Annotated in this window: 20 protein-coding genes and 1 pseudogene; 16 read left to right on the forward strand and 5 right to left on the reverse strand. The window is 36.6% G+C overall.

Annotated elements, in window-relative coordinates; genetic code table 11:
* Window positions 1–72: 72 nt before the first annotated feature.
* Together N1I86_RS00320 and N1I86_RS00325 are read right to left on the reverse strand one after the other, a co-directional pair.
* Window positions 73–384: a CotD family spore coat protein gene (locus N1I86_RS00320; RefSeq protein ID WP_003352974.1), complete on the reverse strand. Its 312-nt coding sequence runs from the start codon at window positions 382–384 to the stop codon at window positions 73–75.
* A gap of 340 nt (window positions 385–724) precedes the next feature.
* A pseudogene (locus tag N1I86_RS00325) lies at window positions 725–2,080 on the reverse strand (IS4 family transposase).
* Window positions 2,081–2,475: 395 nt separating this feature from the next.
* Between N1I86_RS00325 and N1I86_RS00330 the strand changes: the two are divergent.
* On the forward strand, window positions 2,476–3,453 hold the full coding sequence (locus tag N1I86_RS00330; protein WP_341094338.1) for a DEAD/DEAH box helicase: 978 nt from the start codon (window positions 2,476–2,478) through the stop codon (window positions 3,451–3,453).
* A gap of 401 nt (window positions 3,454–3,854) precedes the next feature.
* On the opposite strand, the gene N1I86_RS00335 is transcribed toward N1I86_RS00330, so the two are convergent.
* Window positions 3,855–5,021: an IS256 family transposase gene (locus tag N1I86_RS00335; protein WP_341094340.1), complete on the reverse strand. Its 1,167-nt coding sequence runs from the start codon at window positions 5,019–5,021 to the stop codon at window positions 3,855–3,857.
* A 74-nt stretch (window positions 5,022–5,095) separates the two neighbouring features.
* Here N1I86_RS00335 and N1I86_RS00340 point away from each other — a divergent pair, with 74 nt between their 5' ends.
* The 10 genes from N1I86_RS00340 (at window position 5,096) to N1I86_RS00380 (ending at window position 17,645) form a co-directional block, all read left to right on the forward strand.
* Window positions 5,096–5,677, forward strand: coding sequence for a transposase (locus N1I86_RS00340; protein ID WP_341094342.1), 582 nt, complete (start codon window positions 5,096–5,098; stop codon window positions 5,675–5,677).
* Window positions 5,601–6,407 (forward strand): transposase, encoded by an 807-nt coding sequence (locus tag N1I86_RS00345; protein ID WP_341094345.1) that lies wholly within the window; start codon window positions 5,601–5,603, stop codon window positions 6,405–6,407. Before N1I86_RS00340 ends, N1I86_RS00345 begins: the two co-directional genes overlap by 77 nt.
* Before the next feature lie 442 nt (window positions 6,408–6,849).
* Window positions 6,850–7,065: a hypothetical protein gene (locus tag N1I86_RS00350; RefSeq protein ID WP_341094348.1), complete on the forward strand. Its 216-nt coding sequence runs from the start codon at window positions 6,850–6,852 to the stop codon at window positions 7,063–7,065.
* A gap of 12 nt (window positions 7,066–7,077) precedes the next feature.
* The gene (locus tag N1I86_RS16640) at window positions 7,078–7,422 is read left to right on the forward strand and encodes a DEAD/DEAH box helicase (protein ID WP_445662269.1); all 345 of its coding nucleotides are present in this window, start codon (window positions 7,078–7,080) and stop codon (window positions 7,420–7,422) included.
* Window positions 7,419–10,754: a DISARM system helicase DrmA gene (gene drmA, locus N1I86_RS00355; RefSeq protein WP_341094351.1), complete on the forward strand. Its 3,336-nt coding sequence runs from the start codon at window positions 7,419–7,421 to the stop codon at window positions 10,752–10,754. The genes N1I86_RS16640 and drmA overlap by 4 nt, the downstream gene beginning before the upstream one ends.
* Entirely contained in the window at window positions 10,747–12,456 is a 1,710-nt protein-coding gene (locus tag N1I86_RS00360) for a DUF1998 domain-containing protein (protein WP_341094353.1), read from the forward strand. The genes drmA and N1I86_RS00360 overlap by 8 nt, the downstream gene beginning before the upstream one ends.
* Before the next feature lie 104 nt (window positions 12,457–12,560).
* A complete protein-coding gene (gene brxF, locus N1I86_RS00365) occupies window positions 12,561–12,998 on the forward strand; it encodes a BREX-3 system P-loop-containing protein BrxF (protein ID WP_328168261.1) in 438 nt (145 codons plus the stop codon).
* 14 nt (window positions 12,999–13,012) lie between these two features.
* The gene (locus tag N1I86_RS00370) at window positions 13,013–14,164 is read left to right on the forward strand and encodes a DUF6079 family protein (RefSeq protein WP_341094360.1); all 1,152 of its coding nucleotides are present in this window, start codon (window positions 13,013–13,015) and stop codon (window positions 14,162–14,164) included.
* Window positions 14,165–14,236: 72 nt separating this feature from the next.
* A protein-coding gene (locus tag N1I86_RS00375; RefSeq protein ID WP_076611651.1) for an IS630-like element ISBs2 family transposase occupies window positions 14,237–15,282 on the forward strand; the annotation gives its coding sequence in 2 pieces (ribosomal slippage) (window positions 14,237–14,740 and window positions 14,743–15,282; 1,044 coding nt in all).
* Between the two features lie 32 nt (window positions 15,283–15,314).
* The gene (locus tag N1I86_RS00380; protein ID WP_341094362.1) at window positions 15,315–17,645 is read left to right on the forward strand and encodes a DUF6079 family protein; all 2,331 of its coding nucleotides are present in this window, start codon (window positions 15,315–15,317) and stop codon (window positions 17,643–17,645) included.
* A gap of 53 nt (window positions 17,646–17,698) precedes the next feature.
* Here the strand turns inward: N1I86_RS00380 and N1I86_RS00385 are convergent, their stop codons facing one another.
* Entirely contained in the window at window positions 17,699–18,880 is a 1,182-nt protein-coding gene (locus N1I86_RS00385) for an IS701 family transposase (RefSeq protein WP_003353085.1), read from the reverse strand.
* 101 nt (window positions 18,881–18,981) lie between these two features.
* Between N1I86_RS00385 and N1I86_RS00390 the strand changes: the two genes are divergently transcribed.
* The 3 genes from N1I86_RS00390 (at window position 18,982) to N1I86_RS00400 (ending at window position 22,016) form a co-directional block, all read left to right on the forward strand.
* The gene (locus tag N1I86_RS00390) at window positions 18,982–19,230 is read left to right on the forward strand and encodes a DUF6079 family protein (protein ID WP_341097197.1); all 249 of its coding nucleotides are present in this window, start codon (window positions 18,982–18,984) and stop codon (window positions 19,228–19,230) included.
* A 121-nt stretch (window positions 19,231–19,351) separates the two neighbouring features.
* Complete coding sequence (locus tag N1I86_RS00395; protein WP_341094366.1) at window positions 19,352–19,576, forward strand: hypothetical protein; 225 nt, start codon at window positions 19,352–19,354, stop codon at window positions 19,574–19,576.
* A gap of 37 nt (window positions 19,577–19,613) precedes the next feature.
* A complete protein-coding gene (locus N1I86_RS00400) occupies window positions 19,614–22,016 on the forward strand; it encodes a DNA methyltransferase (RefSeq protein WP_341094368.1) in 2,403 nt (800 codons plus the stop codon).
* Window positions 22,017–22,020: 4 nt separating this feature from the next.
* Here the strand turns inward: N1I86_RS00400 and N1I86_RS00405 are convergent.
* A protein-coding gene (locus tag N1I86_RS00405; protein ID WP_076611651.1) for an IS630-like element ISBs2 family transposase occupies window positions 22,021–23,066 on the reverse strand; the annotation gives its coding sequence in 2 pieces (ribosomal slippage) (window positions 22,021–22,560 and window positions 22,563–23,066; 1,044 coding nt in all).
* 43 nt (window positions 23,067–23,109) lie between these two features.
* Between N1I86_RS00405 and N1I86_RS00410 the strand changes: the two genes are divergently transcribed.
* Window positions 23,110–23,562 (forward strand): hypothetical protein, encoded by a 453-nt coding sequence (locus N1I86_RS00410; protein WP_341094370.1) that lies wholly within the window; start codon window positions 23,110–23,112, stop codon window positions 23,560–23,562.
* Between the two features lie 14 nt (window positions 23,563–23,576).
* On the forward strand, window positions 23,577–25,490 hold the full coding sequence (gene pglZ, locus N1I86_RS00415) for a BREX-3 system phosphatase PglZ (RefSeq protein WP_341094373.1): 1,914 nt from the start codon (window positions 23,577–23,579) through the stop codon (window positions 25,488–25,490).
* The last annotated feature ends 8 nt before the right edge of the window (window positions 25,491–25,498 follow it).

Consider the following 25,498-nt stretch of genomic DNA (forward strand, 5'->3'; position numbering starts at 1 on the left):
ATAAGATTTAATTGATATCCATATGGAGCCTGTTAAGGAAAAAGTAAAGCCCCGTATGTGGGGCTTTGAAAGTTAAAAGCCAAATGGTCTCGGACAACAAGGATCATGCGGTACTCCACACATCACATGTTGTTCGCAGCATTCATTTACTACAGATTCAGTGTGTGGGAAATAATGCTCATGAGTAATCATATGCTTGTTAACATTAGTGGTATGAGATGGGTGAATATGTGGTACTACAGTATTGGTTAAATTGGTTTTTACGTATTGCTGTGGCGGCGAGACTAATGGTAGATCGTACATAGTTGGATACACTTGTGGCGGACAGAATACCGGGGGACATCCAAAAGAAGGGTGGTGGCCCCATTTTTTGTGTGCGTGCATTTTAATACCTCCGTTTTTGATTTATTTGACAGTAGCAGTATATGAAAGAGGGTGTTTGGTTGTACTAGTTGTTTAACCATTTATGAGAATTATCACGATAAGTCAATTGTTGCTGAAGATCCAGTATAAGAGAAAGGGAGCTTCGAGCTTAGTGGTGCCAATATGCCGATAGAGGAATTCATCAGTATATCGTTGGATAAAATAGGAAGAAGTGAAATGATGCCAATCATCGGATTGAAGGAAAGATAGTGCAATGAGGAGATGAAACCTTAAGGCTTTATCTTGATATGACAATGAGCCATCATCAGTGTCAGCCTTTTTTATTATAAATAACTCAACTTTAGCACACAGAAATACGGAGACAGTCCTTGATATAACGAGGTAAAGAAGTAATCCAATTGGACAGTTGACACTGAAAAATGTCCATACTCAAATAAACCTTAGCTTCAGCCAAAGTTTGGAAAAGAGAAATCAATTATAGTAAAGCCGTTTTAAAGTCCATCTCCTTTACTTCGTCACATAGAAACAAGAATAAGTTGCCCATGGTCTTCGGATCCTTTTCTTTCCGAAGTTGCCAAGCAATCAAGATATACCGAGTGAAGACAATGGTAGTATGGCTAATCATCATGTCATAGGAACGACCTTGAAACTCTTTGGCTAAATGTAAAAACGATTTACTGAATTTAAAAAAGGTTTCAATGTCCCAACGCATCCCATAGATTCGAACGATTTCTTCATTAGACAGCGTGGTATCTGTACTCAAAATGGCTAGCCATTCACTTTGGTTGTTTCGATTCCGCACAAACACGATTTTCACTGGTAAACCCGTATGAAGGGTTGCGTGAATCGAGCCGAGTGTTTCTTTTTTGCCAATGTCTCGTTTCGCTTTTCGATACAGTTGTTCCAAGGTTAAACGTTCTCCGTTGAAAAGATACCGTTGTTTCAGCTGTTTGACCATACCAATGACAAAAAGGCCTTTGGAGTGAATCTTCTCCACCAACGGGGCATGAGTAAACCATGTATCCATGAGCACATAATCAGCGAAAATTCCTTTATCCAATGCATGTTCTACTAATTTCAACACCATGTTTGGTTTTGCTTCCAATGCCTCGAGCCGTCGTTTGTAGCCTGTGGTTCGTTTATCAATGGACGAATGGATTTCGTTCAAGCGATTCTTTTGGTTCGCTGAACTCAAAAGAGCGAAATCGATAGGTACAAATGTAAAGCCATCGGACCATCCGAGCGTTAATAGTTGAAAACCATTGACAAACTGACGAGTGGAATGATCGAATACTTTAGCTAGAAGCTCAACCGATTTACTACGGTTACGAGAATAAATCGAATCGTCTACAATAAACACGGTAACACGGCGCTTCGAAATCGTTTGTTTCACACGACGAATCACTTCGGAGCTCAGAGATAGTAAAAAGGTTCTCCAGTTATACGTAGACGAGTTCAAAAAACGATAAATGGTATCTTTTCCTGGTAAATCGGCAGCCTTTTTGCTTTGTAAGGCGTGGTACCAGTTTCTGTATTGAAAAACAAGAAGAAATAATAGTTGAAAAATCGATAAACAAGAATAACCACAAGCCTTGATAATTCCTGCTTTTCTTAAATGATTACCAATTTGTAATTCAGAAAATCCGTCTTTTATTTCTTTTGGTAATTGCGCAAAATACTCTTTTTTCGTTATCATAATGGTGACACCTTTCTTTCTTTGGTTTTTGGTTTGGTCACCAATAGTTTACCAAAAGAAAGAGGTGTCTTTTTGTTTTTTAGACGAATTTTTTCAGTGTCAAGTGAATATGAGATACCCAAAGAAACCTATCAAATCAAGGATTATTCATAAATTTTTCACTGCGAAAGTTGAGAAATTTATATAAATTACTCCATATATTATTTTGAAGTACAGTAACATAGATGTAATGCATTATTTATATGTAGGTAGAAAATTGAAAAATCAGATAATTCACGGAAACTTAACTTTAATTACTAGTTCCAAAGAGCTATAATATAAGATAGGTAATATTACTTGGAAAATATAAAGAGATTAATAGCATTGAAGGATAAATATTACAAAATATAGTGGAGTTGAAATCAAAAGTGCATGCGTTTCCAACAGAAAAAGAAATTAGACAAACAGTACATCTTTTAATAGATAAATATAAAGTTACTTTATCAATGTTAATTAATTTTATAGGTAAAGAAAATTATAAACAGTTGACCCTTATGTTAGAAGATTTAGAAGAAGGAGAAATGGATGAATATCAACTCGCAAGAACAGTTATTGTTAATAAAGGACCTTATTTATTTGCCGGTAGTCATCAAGCTGTACGAGAATTAAGATCACATTTACTTAGACAGTTAGATGACGATACCGTAATTAATTTGTATAACCGAAATCCGATTTCGGGTAAAAATATAAAATCTCCATCATATATGTATAATTCTTTAGCAAATAAGAAATGGACAATGGGAGGACGTTGGCCAAAAGATTTTATAAAGACATTAGGATTCCCATTAGTTTTTTCTGGCATTTCTATACCAAAAGACCATTCCACGGACGCTTTTCAGGATATTGAACCAAGAAAAGTGTTACCTCCATTAGTTTCATATCAAGAAGAATTAAAGAACAAAATGCTAGAAGTCTTAAACCTAGAACAAAATAAAACTCGCTGCATGGTTACTTTGCCTACAGGTGGTGGCAAAACAAGGGTAGCGGTTGAGAGTTTTATAGATTGGATGCAACCAAGATTTTCAGAAGGAAAATACTTAATTTGGATTGCACAAAGCGAAGAACTTTGCGAACAAGCAATCGCTTGTATTACTGATCTTTGGCAGAATCGAGAGTTCCCTGAAGCGCTACGTGTCTACCGATATTTTGGTGGTAAGCAAATTAGTGTTGAAAATTTAATCGGTGGTGTAGCTGTAGCCAGTATTCAACAACTTTATACGAGAATTAAATCTAAAGATCCAGCATTAGACGAGATTTTAGAAAACTGTGGTGCAATGATTATAGATGAAGCTCACCATGCAACAACCAAAAGTTATAAATCTTTATTGAGGTAATTGCGATGTTCGTTATTCCTTGATTCCCAAAGGATAGAGAATACGCTGAAAAATATTTTCCCCACAGGAATAACGGAAAAATGCGGGCTTAAAGGTCTTTGGGTTACGAAAAATTCAATTTTACTCCCATAAAAAACAACAAAAAATGGACCCCTTGGTGTAAAATTAAGTTAACAAACAAATCAACTTAACGAACCAAAGGAGGATCCATTTATGGCTATTATACCACAACTTAGTCTTTGGTACCGTCAAGAATTTTGTGTTATGTAAGATAGATAGGGTATCTCTGAAATGGATTTGGAATGGATAGGGGTTCGATTTCCTCCACACAGGAGACTGAATATTCAGTCTCCTGTGTGGAAAGGGAGAATCCCTTTATTTTGTTCGTTTACAATATTTGGTTAGTTATAACGTTTTTCAAACATTTGTTGAAGGGTTTCATAGGCTTCAGCAAATCCTCGTAATTTTCGTCCTGCCCATTTCTCATTAAAATCTTGGATGGTCAAATACACGACTTTTTCAGCGGCTTCTAAACTACTCAAACTGTTCATCGGCTTTAGACGTTTCCGAATCTCTTTGATCGTTCGTTCAATGGCATTGGTCGTGTAAATCACACTTCGAATACTGCTTGGATAATCCATAAATGTAAGGAGGACATCCAACTCATTGGCCCAAGATTGAACTTCTCTCGGATACTTGTTCGACCATTTCGACTCAAACTGTTGAAACATCTGTAACGCAATCTCCTTATTCGGTGCGCGATAAATCAGTTTGAGATCCTCTGCCACTTCAAATTGATCTTTTTTCCGAACACGATTTAAGGTATTACGTACTTTGTGAACGACACAGCGCAGCACATCGGCTTTCGGATAAACAGCCTTAAAGGCTTCCTCTAGCCCCGGAAGGCCATCAAATACGCCCAGAAGCACTTCCTGTACGCCTCTTTTGTAGAGCTGTTGAAGAATCTCTTGCCATCCATAGGCACTCTCCTGTCCTCCTACGAAAAAATCAAGAATTTCGCGATATCCTTCTTCGTTGACCCCCAACACCACATAAATCACTTCTTTCTCCACGGTATCGCGACGAAGTTTTACATACAATCCGTCTAAATATAAGACAGAATAACGTTTGTTCAGGGGACGTTTGTGCCATTTCTCAATGTCTTCTTTCACGATATCGGTCATACGACTGATCGTTGAAGGAGAATAGGCCTTGCCTAAAATTCGTTCAATAAACTTGCCAATTTCACGCGTACTCATACCACTTTGATACATCTTGATGATGGCTTCCTCGAGCCAGCCCGTATGGCGTTGGTAAGGGGCAAACAGCTGCGTTTGAAATTCCCCGTTTCGGTCTCTTGGAACAGAAAGTCCTTCGATACGACCATACTGCGTGTCTAGGTTTCGATGGTAATAGCCGTTTCTTCTATTCGACGTTCCCTCTTGTTCCATTTCGAGGAAAGTCTGGATTTCTTCCTTCATGATCAGCTCTAATTTTTCCTTTACAAACTCACGAATAACGTTTTCCAGTTGATTCATCCAATCTATATTCGATATACTCTTAGACATAGGTAGGGTACTCCTTTCTCTAAGATTTTTGCCAAATCAGAGAATACCCTACCTTTTTCTTTTGGTCTAACTAAATGCTTGACACAAAATTTTATACATCATCTAGTCTTTTTGCGTGGGAAGAAATTGAAGAATTAGGAGATTTAGAACGGCTTCGTCTTGTCATAGAGTACATGCCGGATGAACAGCTCATGAGGGTGCTTGAAAAAGAATGTGGGAAGGGTCGTGATGATTATCCGATTCGAGCCATGTGGAATGCCTTATTGGCTGGGATTGTATTCCAACATGATAGTGATGCAAAACTCCTAAGAGAATTAGCCAGAAATGGGCAATTGCGTTCCCTTTGCGGATTTAATGGAAAAGTGCCTACGCCTTGGGCATTCAGCCGATTTTTACATAAAGTGTTGATGCACCAAGCAGAGGTAGAAGAGATGTTTGACGATTTAGTCAGAGAGCTCAAAAAGATAGTACCGGATTTTGGGAAACGCTTGGCTATAGATAGTAAGGCCATTAAATCCTATGCAGCAAAGAAAAATAAAAACGAAAAAGAGGATGGTCGTCGGGACCTAGATGCAGATTATGGAAAAAAAAGTATATCGCGGAACAAGGGAAGATGGTACACGATGGGAGAAAATTGTAAAATGGTTTGGGTATAAACTTCATCTCATCGTTGATGCCAGCTATGAGTTACCGATTATGTTCTCGGTAACAAAAGCAAATGTGCCGGATATAAACGAAGCACATCATCTACTCGAAAAAATGGAAGAACGCCAACCTGAAATACTGAAAAAAGCTGAAATACTAACGGGAGATCGAGGATATGATGATTCGAAGCTAATCATCAACTGTTGGGATCAGCATGCCATTAAACCGGTTATTGATATTCGGAACATGTGGAAAGATGGAGAAAGTACCCGTTTGTTAAATAACAAACAAAATGTAACCTATAATTATAAAGGGAATGTATTTTGTCATTGTCCATCAACAGGAATCAAACGAGAAATGGCATGTGGTGGATTTGATAAAGATCGAAATACCATAAGGAAACTTTGTCCCGCCAAACAATATGGCATGAATTGTGAGGGGATGGAAAAGTGTCCGGTGGTAAATGGCATTCGAATCCCGCTTTCAGAAGACCGGAGAATATTTACGCCAATTGACCGTGCCAGCTACAAATGGAAAAGAGAATACAACAAAAGAACAGCAGTTGAACGAGTAAATAGCCGCATTGATCAGGTGTTTGGTTTTGAAAATCACACGATACGAGGGATAAAGAAAATGACCGTACGATGCGGATTAGCTCTTTGTGTGATGTTAGCCATGGCGCTAGGCAGAATAAAAGAAAAACAAGCACAAAATATGAGGAGTCTTGTTTGTGCTGTATAAAAAAATTATCCACATGTGAATAAGTAAAAGTAAAAAAGATATCCACAAGCAAAAAATGTGGATAAGACAACAGGATTCGTATGCCCTTTTTTGTAAAAAAATAGACACACAAACCATTAAAGGCAGGAAAAGCATAGAAAATCATACCTAAAAATGAAAATGTGGTAAAATTTTAGAGTAAATTTTTTTAATCTAATCTAGAAAATCAGTACATCGCAAAAAGCTCTTATTTAATCGTGCAAGACAATTAGTAGGCGATGAATTATTTCCAATTTGTGGCTTAACTGTAACGCCAGGAAGAAGTAATGATGAAACGATGAAGTTGGTCGATGAATTTGATGCTTACTTAATCCATCCTACACTCCCAAATATAGAAAAATATCAAAAAAATCCACTACTTTATTTTCGTGAAGAAGGTTAATTAGCTGAACCAATCTTTCTATTGAGTAAGGATGGAGAAACTGTTGAAGTACCTGATGAGTATATTGATAATGAAACAGATGATATTAATAGCGAGTATTTAAAAGTTTTAGCTGAAGATCGTGAGAGAAACTTTCATATTATTGAGTATATGCTTACCATCCCTACTGGAACATCAACACTAGTTTATGCATGTACTGTTGAGCATGCTGAGTTCTTATCGATGATGATGAATTGAAAATCTGCAGTTATTTCAGCAGAAACGCCGAAACAAATTCGTCGGATTCATATAGCTGCATTTAAACGAGGAGAAATCGAATTTTTATTTAACTATGGCGTTTTAACTACTGGGTTTGATGCACCGAAAACTGACCACTTAATCATTTGCAGACCGACATCAAGTCAAATATTGTATGAACAAATGGTTGGGCGAGGATTAAGAGGGCCAAAATTTGGTGGCACAGAACAATGTAAAATCATAGATTTTTCCCAGAATATAACACGACATGGTAAACCGTTAGCATATGCAAGGTTTATTAAAGATTGGGAAGTTCAACAAGTAAAGAGTTTTAAGGAAGATGAGGTTATTGTATGAAACCAGGTGCTGAAAAACTTTTAAATTATTTAAAAAACAAATCAAATTATACGATGTCAGTCAATGAATGTAAAAAGATAAGTCCCCGTTGGACCGTAAATACATTGAAAAGAATTATAGCCGATTATCCAGGTGTTTTTCAACTAGCCAATGATGAGGTGAGGCTAATTATGAAAAAAACAATTGATTTAGAAGATTATAGGAAAACAAGAACTAGAATTGTAAATGACTTAGAAAAATTTTTAGTAGGCCCATTAGAAGAAGATGAAATTCTAGGTGAAAAGAAACGTCCAATGAATTTATATTTAACCGGTAAACTTGTACCATTTGGTTCTTCTTCGGATGTTGTACCTGAAGATGAATTTGATATACAGACGAATCAGCTTGCTGAAGATGAAAAGGTAGATGAATACTTATCAAAACGAGATATATTCAGAGCTTCAACAATGGGCTTTAGCTTCAAACTTAAAGAACTATGCCCCATCTATATACAAGCTAATTGGGCAATGTATGAGGGAAAAAATCATGCGCGCTCTCCACATGAAGAAGTGTGGGAAATCGAATTAAAAGCAAATGAAACGAAAATTCTCGAAAATAATAAAACAGATTCAGACCCTGCTCGCGTAAAATATACTGTTTTGGAGCGAGATGGTTTATATCACGTGAGCATATTTTTATATAATTCATACGAAAGAGAAGATACTTTTCCGAAACAAGATGAAATTATGTTTCAAACAAAGCTTAAGGTTCGTTTTCCAAAATATCATTTAGCTTATTTCACATCAAAAGCCGACCGATTTAATGTACAAAATGAATTATTGTATCGAGACTTTTATGAACTAGCGATTGGTCATGGGGTCGGGGTGGATTGGAATATTGATTCAGGGCAAGTTACGATTGAATCTACATGGCTTCCTTTTTATGAACTCCCAAATGTTGAGCATCGAACTATTGAAGGACATTCGTTTTCAATGTTGGAGTTAAGTAAACAAACTGCAGAGCAATTAAATGAGACATTATCTATAATTCCAATTGAATACCGAAAATGGCTAAAAGAGCAAAAAGAAGCTATTCAAGATTTAGAGTCTCCTCTTAAAAAAGAAGCGGAAAAAAACATAACAAAAGTAGAGAAAATCATTTCCAGGGTTGAAGAAGGTATCGAAATCATTTCCCAATCGGACGATAGTATTGAAAAGAAAGCATTTCAATTTGCTAACCGTTGTATGATGTTACAACGAGCCCAGACAAAGGTTGCTTTAGAATATCGTTCATCAGGAAACCGCATAAAGCCAAATTATGATGGTAAATGGCGTTTATTCCAAATTATTTTCTTACTTATGAGTATTCCAGGAATAACGAATCCACGCCATCCTGACCGAGATTTAGTGGATTTGATTTGGTTCCCAACCGGTGGTGGAAAAACTGAAGCCTACCTTGGAGTTGCTGCTTTTACGATGGCTTACCGTCGCTTATCAGCAAAAGACATTTTAAATGTAGATGAATATGCTGGTGTTACGGTATTTATGCGCTATACGTTACGTCTTTTAACAACGCAACAATTCCAGCGTGCAGCAGCTTTAGTTTGTGCTGCAGAATATATTCGTGCAGAAGAACCGTTTAGTTATGGAGAAATCCCATTTAGTATAGGACTGTGGATCGGGAGTGATTCATCACCGAATACATATGAAGATGCATGTGAAAAAATAGCAGAAATACGCGAAGGGAAAGAAATTCAAAAAGGGAATCCGATGCAATTATTACATTGTCCTTGGTGTGGAACCGAACTAACACCTGATGATTATGAAATCACTAAGGATAGTCAAAAGATCTCCTGTCATAATCCGCAATGTGAATTTTATGGTAATGAAGGTTTGCCAGTCTATACCGTTGATGAAGCAATATACGAACATGTTCCGACAATAATAATTGGAACGGTTGATAAAATCGCACAAATTGCATGGAAAAATAATATGTATGAACTATTTGGTATGAAAAACTATTATCATCCAGATAAAGGATTTATATATGATAAAAAGGAAAGAAAACGAGGTTGGAAGAAAATTAATCGACTACTTCCGCCAGAATTAATCATTCAAGATGAACTTCATTTAATTTCTGGACCGCTCGGTTCTTTAACAGGTTTATATGAAGTAGCGGTTGATTTGCTTTGTACAAGAGATGATGGAATTGGTCCAAAAATTATCGCATCGACGGCTACGATTAGTGGCGCTGACGAACAAATTAGAGGACTTTATGGCCGTGATGTTTCTCAATTCCCACTAGCAGTACAAAAGGCCAATGACAATTTTGTCTCCTATCAATTGAGTACGGATGAAAAACCAGGTCGTTTATACCTAGGGATATGTGCACCGGGTGTAAGTGGAAAGATTCAATCCATTCAAACGTATGCAGCTTTATTAACAGTGACAAGAACCCTACAAGATGAAAATGTCGATCCGTATTGGACAATAATAGGTTATTTTAATACGGTAAAAGAATTATCAGGTATGCTAACAACATTCAAAGATGAAGTACCAATAAGATTGGATGTGCTTGACCCAGATCAAAAGTTTTCTCATGAACTACACGTAGAAGAACTAACAAGTCGTAAAAAGGCAAAGGAAATTCCAGAGATACTAGACCAAATGGAAAAAACAAAAGATGATGCTGGTGTATTAGATGCTGTTCTTGCAACCAATATGATTTCAGTTGGAGTGGATATTGATCGTCTAGGTGTCATGGTCGTTCATGGACAGCCAAAGACAACTTCCGAATATATTCAAGCGACAAGTAGAGTTGGTCGGCAATTTCCAGGTCTTGTATTAACGATTTTTAATTCAATGCGTTCACGGGACCTTTCTCATTATGAACGGTTTAAGTCTTATCATCAAACCTATTATCGTAATGTTGAGGCAACTAGTGTTACACCTTTTTCCGTTGGTAGTCGTAAGAAAGGATTAACAGGAGCCTTTATCGGTTTTCTAAGACAATCAATGCCAGAAATAAGTAATGAAAATAGTGCTAATCAATTTCAAATAACAACAGAAGTACAAAAATTAAAAGAGGAATTTCTAGAGCGAATTGCTAAAACAAATAAATGGGATATAAATGAAGCGGATCAGATTCTAATCGACTATTTAGAATGGTGGGAACAGGCGGCAAATAAATATACAGATAAATTAAGTTATCGTAAAAGCCAATATACAAAAAATCACCTCCTTAGACAATTTACTGAAAAAGCAAAAACCCCAGAAGCAAAGCCAGCAATGAATACATTACGTAATGTTGAAGGTGAAATTACTGTGGAAGAGATGTGGTTAAAAGATGAGTAAAGATATGGGAACTTTACGTCCATCACAATTAATTTATTATTATGGACCTGGTGCTATAGTTGATATGATGGACCAAAGTGTAATGATAATGGCTGCTGATTTATGGAATACTTGGAATGCACCAACTATAAAAGATCCTAGAATTAATAAGTTGCTAGATGTAAAAGAGATAAAAATTTTAAATGATATGCCTGATAAAATTAAAATTAGAGCAGTTCCATTTCCAAAATGGAAAATCTGTCCCAAATGTGGCATGATGACCGATTTTAATAGTAAACATTGTTATTTTTGCAAAAAAAATGGTGAAGAAGTTGAACTATACCCAAGCCGTTTTGTTGTGGCTTGTAAAAATGGACATATATCCGATTTTCCATATATAGAATGGGTCCATCAACATAAAGAAGAAGTTTGTGAAAAACCAATATTAAAATTTATCCGTGAAGGAAGTAGTGGTTCGCTATCTGATTTATACGTGAGATGCGTAAAATGCAATGCTCGTCAATCGTTAGCCAATATTATGAAAAAAGGGATATTAAAATCGATTCTCCCCCAATGTACAGGAGAGATGCCTTGGATTAATGAAAAAGCATCATGTACTGAAACAATGGACACATATTTACGTGGTGGCTCAAATATATATTCACCTGCTGTTGCAAGTTTTCTCAGAATACCACTGAGTGAACAAATACAAGATCCATTAATAAAAAAAGTAAATGATAGTAAAACACTACTTCAAAAAGCTTTGGAATTAAATAATGAAGACTTTTTCACACAATCTTTAAGTATGCTCGGGATAAATGAATCTGAAAAAGAAAGAGTGAAACAAATTTTATTAGGAGATTATGGCGGAGAAGTGAGCTATGAATCAATCCGAAAGCAAGAATGGAATACGTTAATCCTTGATAAAGTTGATGATAGCCATGACACAGGTTATAAATCGACTTCAGTTGATATTCATGAAAAAATGCAATCTTATTTCTCGGCAATTCATAAAGTCGAGTCCTTACCAGAAATACAGGTTTTACGCGGGTTTACCCGATTGGATTATATCGATCGATTTGATACAAAGCAAACAGACCATCTTGTTTCAATTATGAAAGACGAAGATACTGGTTGGCTGCCAGGTGTACAAAACAATGGTGAAGGCATATTCTTTAAGTTTAATGAATTTAAATTAAAAGATTGGGAACAAAATACGAATCATGGTGATTTTACAGATGAAGTTATTCAAAAATTTAACCATCAAAGGGAACAATTAGGGTTTTCACCGTTAGAAATTAAAAGTAGGCATATACTCTTACATACCTTTAGTCATGCAATGATTAAAGAATTAGCCGCCCATTCTGGCTATGCAACAACATCTCTTCGTGAACGAATCTACTGTAGTGACAACATGTACGGTGTACTAATTTATACGGCTTCTGGTGATTCAGAAGGAAGTCTTGGTGGGTTAATTGAATTGGCCGAACCTGATAAACTTTATCCGATTTTTATTCGAGCCATTGAAGGTATGATGTATTGTTCTTCTGATCCGAATTGCTCAGAGGGAAACTTTAAATATAAAACCACTGCGAATGGCGCTGCATGTCATTCATGTTCGTTCATTTCAGAAACATCATGCGAATGGGGAAATCAGTTGTTAGATCGTCGTTTACTACTAAATATTAATCCTGGCGAAACGGTTGGATTCTTTACGATTTAAAGTTTGTTTCTGCTTATTAAAGTATATTACTATATAGATATAGTATTTGGAGAGGAAAAGTAACTGAGTTTAAACTTCAAATAGTGTAGAAAAGGATGTTTCACGTGTGGAGGGAATCGTTAAATAAAGATTTACAGGAAATGGAAAATTGGTATTATAAACTGATTATTATTTGTAAATCGGATGACACAGTTGATTTTTCATTTCCGGAAAAATCATTTAAAAAAATTAATGTCAATCTTCTAGTGAGTGAAGGGTTATTACCAGTATCTAAAGAACAATATCCTTTAGTTGTAGATGACATCTTTATAAATACATTAAATGATCGCAATTGTATTTATTATTTACAAAATATCAACATTCTGTTTGATCCACAATTGAAAATTCATCCCATTCGACTGCTCGAAAACTTAAGTAAAACCTATAAATTAGTTGTTGAATGGCCTGGGAATTTTCATAATGACAAGCTTATTTATGCAAAATATGGGCACCCGGAATACTTTACGTGTTCAGACTATGAAGGAAAAATTTATTGTGTTTAAAAGGAGGGGTTCACATGCTTCGTTATAAGGATTTAATTTCATTTACACCCATTAACGATGTAGTTGTGTTAAAAAGTGCAGATAAAGAAGATCAAGCCATTGACTTAGTTAAAAATTATGTCATTTCTGACCATATGGCTGATAAGTTAGTTAATGATATTTTCGAAAATCTTCAGTTTGAACGTCCAGTAAATAACAAAGGAATGTTAATCGTCGGGAACTACGGTTCTGGTAAATCCCACTTAATGGGAGTTGTCTCGACAATTGCAGAATTACCTGGTTCAAGCCAATACATACGTCATCCGCAAGTAGCTGAAAAAGCAAAAGAAATCGAAGGTAAATTTAAAGTTATTCGTGCTGAATTTGGTGCTGTAACAATGCCTTTACGTGAAATTATTTGCCGTGAATTATCAGAAGGATTAGCAAAAATAGGCATTGACTATACTTTCCCAGCAGCTGATCAAGTTACGAATAATAAAGATATGCTTTTTGAAATGATGGAACTTTTCCATGAAAAATATCCAGATCAAGGTTTGCTCCTTGTCATTGATGAGTTATTGGATTATTTAAGAGGACGCAATGAACAGGAACTTACTCTAGACCTTGGATTTTTAAGAGAAGTAGGAGAAGTATGTAACCATTCTCGTTTTCGTTTTATTTCTGGTGTCCAAGAAATGCTATTTGAAAACCCTCGATTTAATTTCGTAGCGGATTCATTACGTCGAGTTAAAGAACGGTTTAGAGAAACAAGAATTGTCCGTGAAGATATTGCTTTTGTTGTATCTGAACGCTTACTTAAGAAAGACGATGAACAAAAAGCATTGATTCGGGAACATTTAAGCAAGTTTACGAAGCTTTATAATGGCCTTACTGAAAATATGGAAACATATGTTAATATGTTCCCAATTCATCCTTCTTATTTAGAAATGTTTGAACAAGTGAATATAGGTGAAAAACGCGTTGCATTAACAACAATCAGTGATGAAATTAAAAAGCTATTAGACGAAGAAGTTCCTGAAAATGCTACTGGTATGATTTCATACGATAGCTATTGGAATTATATTGAAGCAAATTCTTCTTTCAGGTCCGATGATCGGGTAAAGCAAGTTTTAGATATTGTAAATACGTTAAGAGGAATAATACGTAATAATGTTAATCCTATATAAATTGAAATAAAGGTTTTCTCCCGTTCCACGGCGAATAAATACAAAGAGAAAATAGGGGAACGGAGAGAAAATATGATGCCAAATCACAAAGACGAGATCGAAAAGTTGTCCACTGCCATGAAAGAAGCAAAAAGTAAACGAGCATATGAACGCTACCAAGCGATTTATCTTCATTTGCAGGGATATACCAAAGGAGAAATCGCAACGATTATTGGTCGATCCAAGAAAACTATTTATAACTATATTCATGCCTACGCCCAGCGCGGTCTTGATGGACTGGAGATGAAATACTCACCTGGCGCCCCACGTCGATTGACCCCTGAGCAGGAAAAAGAGCTGGCTTTGATCATTGAACATCAGCTCCCCGTAGATGTGGGATTCGAAGCAAAATATAATTGGACGCTTGCGATAATCGCTGAACTCATTCAACAAAAGTGGGGGCCAACATACACGCTTCGCGGAACAAGTGACATTCTGCATCGGTTAGGGCTAAGCTATACGAAACCGACCTATACACTAGCCAATGCCGATGAAGAGAAACAAAAAGAATTCGTCGAAATCACCTTCCCTGAAGTAAAAAAAAACTGGTAGATGGGAACATCGCCCATGTCCTCTTTCAAGATGAGTCGATGATTCGTGATTACCAAGCGATTCAAAAAACATGGTTTGTCAAAGGAAAACAACGAATCATTCCGACGTTTGGAAAACATCAAGGGCTGAAGCTGATTGGCACGTTGAACTACGAAACAGGGGAAGTGTTTTGCATCGAAGAAGAATGCTATGACGCGGAAACATTTCTTCGATTTCTTCAACTTGTGTTAGAACGCTATCCCACAGGCAAAATAGTGATGATTTTAGATAACGCTCGAATTCACCATGCCAAACTCATTCAGCCATTTTTAAAAGAACACGAAGATCGGTTAGAGCTCGTCTTTTTGCCACCATACAGTCCGCAATTGAACTTGATTGAAGGGCTATGGAAATGGCTGAAATCAGACGTGATTTACAACGTGTTCTATTCGAGTGTGCAAGAAATTAGAAAGAATGTCCAAGCCTTTATTCAGCGAATCAACCAGAAACCAGAACAAACGATCGATCGTTTGTGTGTTCAGTTGTAAATCTTTAATTCAACTTATATAGATATAAAGATATGACTAATCAAATTGTGAATGCTTTAGCTATTTATCGTTTAACAACTGATGATTTAAAAACCCCGATTGGTCTGGCTTCTGAAACATTACGTGATACATTGTTTATAAGCAATTCTAGTCTGTTAGATTTTGATGATGATGCAGCTGAATTTTTACAAACAAGAATTGATGCTGCGATGAAAAATCTACGTGAGGAAGCAAGTTTCCAATACGTTTCTTTAAATAAAGAAAACGGACAATACTATATTAATATTGATAAAACCATTAATGTTGAAGAATTAATTAATCAAAGAGGAGAAACTTTAAGTGACTCCACATTAGATAGCTATTACTTTGATATATTAAAAAAAGCAACGATGGTTTCAGACAACACGTATGTGCATGGTTACAAAATTTGGCTACACGAGCTCCCATGGTCGGATCGCCGGATTAAACGTCAAGGTTATTTATTCTTTGGTGCACCAAATGAACGTTCAACCGCTCAACCTGAAAGAGACTTTTATATTTATATACTTCAGCCATTTGATGAGCCCAAATTTACAGATGAGGAAAGACCAGATGAAGTCTTTTTCCGTTTAAAAGATAAAGATGAACAATTCGTCACACTTCTTCGACTATACGGTGGTGCAGTTGAACTATACAATGACACATCTACAAGTAAAAATTTATATCAACCTAAAATTCACGAGTATCAAAAGAAACTCGTGAAATGGTTACGTGAGCGGTTTGTTGACGCCTTTGAAGTTACTTATAAAGGCAAAAGTGAACCGGTTATCGACCATCATTTATTCCTAACACAAGAAACTGACACATTATTAGATTTAATTGACAATGTTGCGGAAGGTTTACTTTCACAGCATTTTGAAGAGAAGTATAGTGATTATCCATCGTTTAGAAAGCTTGAGCACTCTTATTTAACTAGAGAGAACCTACCGACTTATGTGAAAGATGCACTAACTTATATCAATGGTAAGGAAAATAAAACAGGGAAAGCAATTTTAGAAGGATTAGTATTACTTGATGATTCAGGGAAAGTCTCAACAAGAAAATCAGGATATGCAAAATGGGTACTAGATTTGTTAGGCACTAAGGAAAGAGGACAAGTATTAAATCAAAATGAATTAATCGAAGTAATTAATACAGTCCAGGGTTCAGAAGATATACGCTTAACAAGAGAATTTTCAATGGAGCCTGAACTATTAGTTGTCATACTTGCTGCCTTAATTCAAAATGGTGAGATTGTTGTAACTATTGAAGGTAAACAATATGAAGCGATGAATTTGCATGAATTCGTCCAATTGCCAATAGAGACCTTAACGCATTTTAGTCATATTAAAGAGCCAAGTAATTTACCTGTTAAGGAAATTCAAGCTTTAGTTGAAATGTTTGATGCTCCAAAAGTAGATTTTTCAAATCCAGATTCGATTGATTTATCAATTCGACAAATAATTTCAAAAGCCAAAGAGGCAACAGAGCGTACTGTGGAAATGATTGCCCGAATAAGTGATGGATTTCAAAAATGGGACGGACCTCTTTTTGATCAAGATGAAAAAAATGAAATTGAGCAACAGTTGAATAGTTTGAACGAATTTTTACAAGGTTTGCAAGTATATAATACTCGAGCAAAAATGAAGAATTTGAAATACAAATATGATCGAATTGAACAGGAGCAAAAGCATTTACAGCTGCTTGATAAGTTAGAGCAGTTACAAAGAAAAGTCATCGAGTTTAGGAAAGATGGGGATTACTTAATTAAAGCTAAATTAGTAGGTTCACCAAGTCCAGAATGGGCATACTATGTCGATATGGCTTTAGATAATTTAGGGACCGCACTAAAAAACGATGAAAACTGTTCAGCTGAACTGGCAGAAATAAATCGCTTAAAAAGAGAATATATTGATTATTACTTTGCTCAACATCAGAAAAATCGTTTGAACGCAACGGAAAATCGTCAAAAGAGCGACTTGTTAAGAGATTCTCGTTATGAAGCTCTTAATGTGTTAACAAGTAAAATTGACCTATTTAGAAATAATGATCAATTTGAAGAATGGAAACAAAAAGTTCAATCCTTAAAGGAATGTTACCATCTAACAACTGAAAAATTGGAGCATAATCCAGAATGTACGAATTGTCATTTTAATCCACGGGAAGAATTTAGTGGGAAGAAATACGCCATTAGTGAATTAGAGGAACAACTAGATACTTTATTAACTTCTTTAACGGACATCTTATTGACAAACTTTAATGATCCAGAAGTAAAAGAAAGTATTATTTTACTTGATGATCATCATAAAGCATTAATTGATGATTTTATTACTAACTGTAGATGAGCATTTTTATTAACAATGATTACCATACGAAAAAGAGACAAACGGGGTACCCCTTATGCCACGTGGAGCTGTTTTTTCACGGCATCAATGGGAATATTTTGTTTTGCTGCACGATAAATGAACTCCACGAGGCTATGTCCTTTTCTCTTGCGCAGGAGATCGAGCCCATCCGAAACATCACTGTTCGACTCGAACATGCTGTACACATACGCAAGTTGCACCAAGATCCAATACCGTTTCACCGCCCGACGCCCGCGAACGCGGTATCCATCGAGTTTCAGCTGGTCTTTCGCTTGACGGAAAAAACATTCGATCGACCAACGCTCGGCATAGTAGCACAAGATGTCTTCATCGCTTAGCTCGCGATCGGTGCTCAAGACGCAATGAAGATGTTTCGGTGTCATCGGCTGATCGGCTTTCCATGCGAGCAGCACCACGGCATCCTTGAGACCGTTCAGAGCACCTTCGTAGCGATACACCCGATAACGCTCTTTTCCCACCGTGACGAGGCGGGTATCCCGTGGCTCCATAGATTTGGCAAATTCCTTTGCTTGAATGGCCGTCCCTTTTGGATAGAGAATCCGATTCGTCTTGAGCATCGCGATGACGTGGAACCCTTTTTTCAAGCAGGCTCCCACGAGGGTTTTCGATGGATACCAAGAGTCCATGAGCACATAAACGGGTCGACTCACATCCAACGAAGAAAGCATCTCGATCGCGAGTTCCCCTTTGCTTTTCCCCGCCGTCTTGTCGTAGAGGCGAAAGGCAAAAGGAAACGCTTGGGTCATCGTATGAACCATGAGCCAAACGAGAGAATGTCCCCAGATCGACTTTTTCTCTGCGTGAGAATAGTGCCAATCACACCCTTGAATGGCGTGTGTTGCCCGTGACGAGGGCTTCGTTTTTTGGCAAATCGTATCATCGATCGAAACAAAAATGGGTTGATTCTCTCGTTTCGAGCTGCGTTCGACACGATGAAGCACCCACTGCTGGAGTTTGCGAAGCAACGTCTCTTCTTCCCATGGGCTTTTCGTGAAAAAATGGCTGAGTGTCGTGCGATGGTTCGGATGAAAACTCCCGTGATGTAGATCGGTCAGTGTTCCCGAAAAGCCCTTTGTAATCATCGCATCCACGATATGAACGAGATGCTTCATGACAGGTTTTGAGAAATAAAGTGCCAACCCCAACATCGTCAAAAACTTGTGGATTCCTAGGTGATGTGCTAATCTATTCATGAGACATGAACCCCCTTGTGAGTAGTTGTGGCACATCTATTCTAACCAAGGAATCGGGTTCATGTCTTCTTTTTTGTTTGGTTGTAAATTTATGTTAGCGAATTTGCTCATCTACAGTTACTAATAGAGAATTTCAATTACCAATTTCCTTTGAATTGATCAATGCGATTAATTTAGTGTTAAAAGGAATTCATAAAGAAACGATTGAAATCGAAAGAATAGTCGAAGCGTTAGGTGACGGTAACCCGATTACGGTCCAAGAAGCAAAAGCGAACATTGAACAACTGTTAAGAGAGATCGTCGGTACGAATGATGCCAATCGCATTCGATTGACAGTGAAGACTAGGTAGGAGGAAAAGTATATGACAGATGATTCAAAACAACTGTCATTAAATGTCGAACAGTCTCAAACAGATAACGAACCTGTTGTCCGTTTAGGCCAACTGATCCAAATATGTAATTGAAAAAGCGTTGTTACGTGAATTTGATGACTATGTACAACAACTGGAAGGTAACAAGAAAAAATTAAGAACGTTCCGTACCGAAGCCATTCGGGCAGGCTTTAAAAGGGCTTATAAAGAAAAAGATTTTGAGACAATCGTCAAAGTCGGTGACAGAATACCGGAGAAGGTTGTTCAAGAGGACGACAAACTCTTTATGTTTTATGAAAATGCAAAAATTCGGTTAGGACTATAAACAACGATAATGAATCGTACAGATAGGTGATGTAAAAATGGATGAGACAAAGCAAATGTCGTTTAACATCGATCAGCCTGAAACAGACAACGGTCCCGTTGTCTGTTTAGGCATGACTTTTAAAAATGATGAAGAACGAAGAGAATATTTCCGTAATGAACTACGCAAGAAACTCCCGGAACTAAAGAAAATCGAAGGCTTTCCGATTGGGGATGATGAGGATATCATCGCACTTTCCGATCCACCGTACTATACAGCTTGTCCAAACCCGTGGATCAATGATTTTATTGAGGAATGGGAGAAGGAGAAAGTTACGAAGTATGGAAGGAATCCACATGAAGAATATCATCGGGAACCATTTGCTTCGGATGTAAGTGAAGGGAAAAATGATCCAATATATGTTGCACACAGTTACCATACTAAAGTACCTTATCGAGCTATAATGAGATATATGCTTTATTATACAAAACCAGGTGATATAGTCTACGACGGATTTGCAGGAACAGGCATGACTGGTGTTGCAGCAGAAAAATGTCAAGATAAAGATGTAGTGAAAGATTTATTGGGAGAAAACTACTCAGAGGAATTAGTTGGAAAAAGAAATGCTGTTTTGGTGGATTTAGCACCTGCCGCCACTTTTATTGCACATAACCATTCAAAGCAGAATAAATTGCCTGAGACCTATGAAGTTTTAAGAAATATCATTAATGAGTTAAGAAAAGAATTTGCTTGGACGGTATCTACGTTAGGAGTGAATTTAGAAAAAAAAGATGTAGAGAATATAAAAGATTTCTATACAAAGAATCCAGAGTTATTTGGAGAAATAAACTATGTTATTTGGAGTGAGTTCTATCAGTGTCCAACTTGTTACCAAGAGTTTACTTACTGGGACGCTACTGTTGTGGAACAAGATGGAAACGAAATAAATAAAGAAATGAGTTGTCCTCATTGCAATGCACATTTAGAAAAAAGAAATCTAGAAAAAATCTTCGTATCTCAATATGATTATGTTGTGAACGATATAGTAAAAATACCTAAAATTATACCAGTAAGGATAAATTATACATTTAAAGGAAAAAGATTCAATAAAAAGCCTGATTGGTATGATACAGAAGTGATAAAATGGTTTGAAAATTATTCAGGGTATTCTAAGGTTACTAAGCAAAAATTCATTGATGGAATTAAGACCAGTGAACCAATTAGAAATGGCTTAATCTATTTCCATCAAGTTTATACTTATAGAAACTTAAGTTTACTAGATAACTTTTTAAAACTAAGTGATGGAAGTGGAAAAGAAACAGAGGCTCAATTTTTATTAGGTAGTACTATTCCGAGATTATCAAAATTCAATCGTTACATGCCTAAACACAATCGACATGTTGGGCCAATGGCAAATACATTATATTTACCACCTTTGTCTGCAGAAATAAATCCAATATCGCAACTTGAATTACAATTAAATAAATTATTAAGGGCATGGGAAGAAAACCAATATTCTGGCAATGTAATAACTACACAAAGTAGTACGAAATTGCCAATTAAAGATAATTCAATAGATTATATTTTCCTAGATCCGCCATTTGGAGCAAATATCATGTATTCAGAATTGAATTTTATTAGAGAATCTTGGATGAAAGTCTTTACTAATAATAAAGAGGAAGCAATTGAAAATAAATCTCAGGGTAAAAGTTTAGATGATTACACAAATCTAATGACCGAAGCGTTAAAAGAAGCGTATCGAATATTAAAACCAAATGGTTGGATTACAGTTGAATTCTCGAATACAGCAGCAAGTGTTTGGAATGCAATTCAGAATGCCATTCAAAGCGCAGGTTTTATTATCGCAAGTGTAGATGCTCTTGACAAAAAACGTGGCGGTTTCCATGGCATTATCACAACAACAGGTGTAAAACAAGATTTAGTAATTTCAGCATATAAACCTACTGATGAAACAGTAAAACAAATGAAACAAGGCAGAAATACAGAGGATTCCGCTTGGACATTTATTAATCAACACTTGAAAAAGTTGCCTGTTTTTATAAATAAAAGAGGAAGTGCCTCAATCATTGTGGAGAGAACACCAAGAATTTTATATGATCGAATGATTGCATATCATGTAAGAGCTGGTTTACCAATTCCAATAAATGCTTTAGATTTTCAAAAAGAAATTGTTCGTCGATACCCAATGAGAGATGGTATGGTCTTTTTAGAGTCTCAAGTTGCAGAGTATGACAAAAATAGAACTTTAATAAAGGATTTTATTCAACAATCAATTTTTATTACAGACGAAAATAGTGCTATTGAATGGTTACGTCAACAATTGTTGAAAAAGCCTCAAACTCGACAGGATATCCATCCTGAATTTATTAAAGAACTACAACATATAGAAAAACATGAAAAGTTTCCTGAACTTGATGAATTATTATATAAGTTGAATTAAAGATTTACAACTGAACACACAAACGATCGATCGTTTGTTCTGGTTTCTGGTTGATTCGCTGAATAAAGGCTTGGACATTCTTTCTAATTTCTTGCACACTCGAATAGAACACGTTGTAAATCACGTCTGATTTCAGCCATTTCCATAGCCCTTCAATCAAGTTCAATTGCGGACTGTATGGTGGCAAAAAGACGAGCTCTAACCGATCTTCGTGTTCTTTTAAAAATGGCTGAATGAGTTTGGCATGGTGAATTCGAGCGTTATCTAAAATCATCACTATTTTGCCTGTGGGATAGCGTTCTAACACAAGTTGAAGAAATCGAAGAAATGTTTCCGCGTCATAGCATTCTTCTTCGATGCAAAACACTTCCCCTGTTTCGTAGTTCAACGTGCCAATCAGCTTCAGCCCTTGATGTTTTCCAAACGTCGGAATGATTCGTTGTTTTCCTTTGACAAACCATGTTTTTTGAATCGCTTGGTAATCACGAATCATCGACTCATCTTGAAAGAGGACATGGGCGATGTTCCCATCTACCAGTTTTTTTTTACTTCAGGGAAGGTGATTTCGACGAATTCTTTTTGTTTCTCTTCATCGGCATTGGCTAGTGTATAGGTCGGTTTCGTATAGCTTAGCCCTAACCGATGCAGAATGTCACTTGTTCCGCGAAGCGTGTATGTTGGCCCCCACTTTTGTTGAATGAGTTCAGCGATTATCGCAAGCGTCCAATTATATTTTGCTTCGAATCCCACATCTACGGGGAGCTGATGTTCAATGATCAAAGCCAGCTCTTTTTCCTGCTCAGGGGTCAATCGACGTGGGGCGCCAGGTGAGTATTTCATCTCCAGTCCATCAAGACCGCGCTGGGCGTAGGCATGAATATAGTTATAAATAGTTTTCTTGGATCGACCAATAATCGTTGCGATTTCTCCTTTGGTATATCCCTGCAAATGAAGATAAATCGCTTGGTAGCGTTCATATGCTCGTTTACTTTTTGCTTCTTTCATGGCAGTGGACAACTTTTCGATCTCGTCTTTGTGATTTGGCATCATATTTTCTCTCCGTTCCCTTATTTTCTCTTTGTATTTATTCGCCGTGGAACGGGAGAAAACCTTTATTTCAATTTATATAGGACAAAACTTCCTGCGCTATGATGGCGATGGACCGGTTCCAAATCAAATCCTTACTTATTTAAGAAGAAATTATAAAGACTTACGTGGATTGGAGCCAACTGATCCAAAAGTGATTGAAAAAGCGATGCATCGTTGGTATGTGCCTGATCCGAATAAGCAGGCCGACCTAGAAAAACTGCGTGAGAAATCGTTATTACGTGAATTTGACGATTATCTGAAAGAACTTGAAGGAAGTAAGAAAAAGTTAAGAACCTTCCGAACCGAAGCTATTCGCGCCGGATTCAAAAATGCTTATAAAGAAAAAGATTTTAAAACAATTGTCAAAGTCGGCGATCGAATACCTGAGAAAGTCATTCAAGAAGACGATAAACTCTTTATGTTTTATGAAAATGCGAAAATACGATTAGGTTTATAAAAAAGGTGAGCGAGATGAACAGTTGGCGGGATGTCATATTATCTAAATTTAATAACCAAACAGCCAGGATGATTTTTATAAAAGATTTCGATTCATTATTGAATGATGAAATCTTATTGGATGAATTGTCGAAACTTGGTTATGAAGTGATTCGTTATGAGGATAGTGTATTATTTTACTATTTATACGAGCAACAATACCGTAATAAAGATATAAAGCTGCTCATTTATACCAATCATGATATCCCGTTTCCTTATGCATTTGAACGGAAATCGTTAATCGTATCACTGAAAATACAGACGGTGTTTCCGAAGTTTTCTCCGAAAATTATGAGACAAATTGACCGGACAGATTTTGACGGTCTTTATCGGTTACATTCAAATGTTCATCAAGATTTGAATGAAAAAGAAACCCTTGAGTTTATTATCAAGAAGTATTATAAAATTTCCTACGAAACCGTTGATGATGAAGCAGGATTATATCATGTCCTGCTTTCTCTTCATTTACATGAACAAGAATTGCCGGAAGTGGCCGAAGAGTTTCTTATTCAAAAATGGGCGTCATTATTTTCATTGAACCATCTTCCAGTCCGAAAACTAGTCACGTCTACTTCCTTTTTCTTTCGCCATTTACAAGAAAAATGGAACGAATTAATCCATAACTTGACAGATAAACCGCCGTTTGAAATCCGTGAAATGTTGAACGCTCATCCCTTTGAACATCATATTGTGCGTAGGATGATGGATGACTTATTTGATGATGGGATGTTGAAAAAGGTAAAAGGTGACCCAAGCAAGTTTCCATCTTGGATGCGGCCGGGAATTGAACATGAAGAAACAGCAAAAGAAGATCTAGACGAGAAAATCTCCAATCTCCATGAACAAATTTCACTATCGTTGCCTGGGGAAAAACAATATAAAGATTGGGTTGACTTGATTGGTAAACTTGCTGAATATCGAAAGGCAGTTTTAAAAAGTAATGATAAAAATTTTACTATTTTCAACCGCTTGTTATTTGAAGTGAATGCCCGATTTGAAGACTGGATGATAAAAAAATACAGCGCTCTTACAAGTCTTGCTCCATATCCAAAACCAAAATTGGTACATCATATCCCGCAATATTTAAGCAAAGTGAAACAGGGAAATGAAAGAATCGCATTATTAGTGTTGGATGGGATGAGCTATTTCCAATGGCATTTTATTGCCGAAAATTTGAAAAGTAATGGTTTCATCCTGAATGAAACAGGGATTTTTGCATGGGTACCAACTTTAACCTCTGTGTCCAGACAAGCGATTTTTTCAGGAAAAATGCCCCTGGCCTTCAGCCAAACGATTGAAACGACGAATGCTGAAGAAAGACTTTGGAAAAAGTTTTGGGAAGAAAATGGAGTTCTTAAGCAATATGTCACTTACCAAAAAGGACTGGGCAGTGAAATATATGAAAAGAGCAATATTAAGGGACTAAACCGAAATTCTACGCGAATTTATGGTGCAGTTGTTGATATCATTGATCAATTTACACATAATGCCGTTTTAGGTGAGAAAAGTGTTTATTCGAACTTGAAGATATGGTTGGATTCGGGATATTTGGTACAATTAATAACAGATTTACTAAATCATCAATATAATGTATATATTACGTCAGACCATGGAAATACCAATGCTGAGGGTATTGGCCGTGTTAATGAAGGAGTATTGGTCGACCAAAAAGGTGAACGTGTACGGATATATAGCGAAGAAACTCTTTATAAACATTCAGCAGAGCAAATACCATCTCTGAAATGGTCAAATATTGGTTTGCCAAGTAATTATCATGTACTATTGTCGCCTTATGGGAAAGCTTTTGTAACGAAAGGTAAGAAAATTGTTACTCATGGTGGGATTAGTATCGAAGAAGTGATTGTTCCTTTTGTGAAAGTAGAAAGATAAAGGAAGTC

It is taken from the genome of Bacillus sp. FSL W8-0116 (assembly GCF_038003825.1).
GTDB lineage: Bacteria > Bacillota > Bacilli > Bacillales > DSM-4216 > Bacillus_O > Bacillus_O smithii.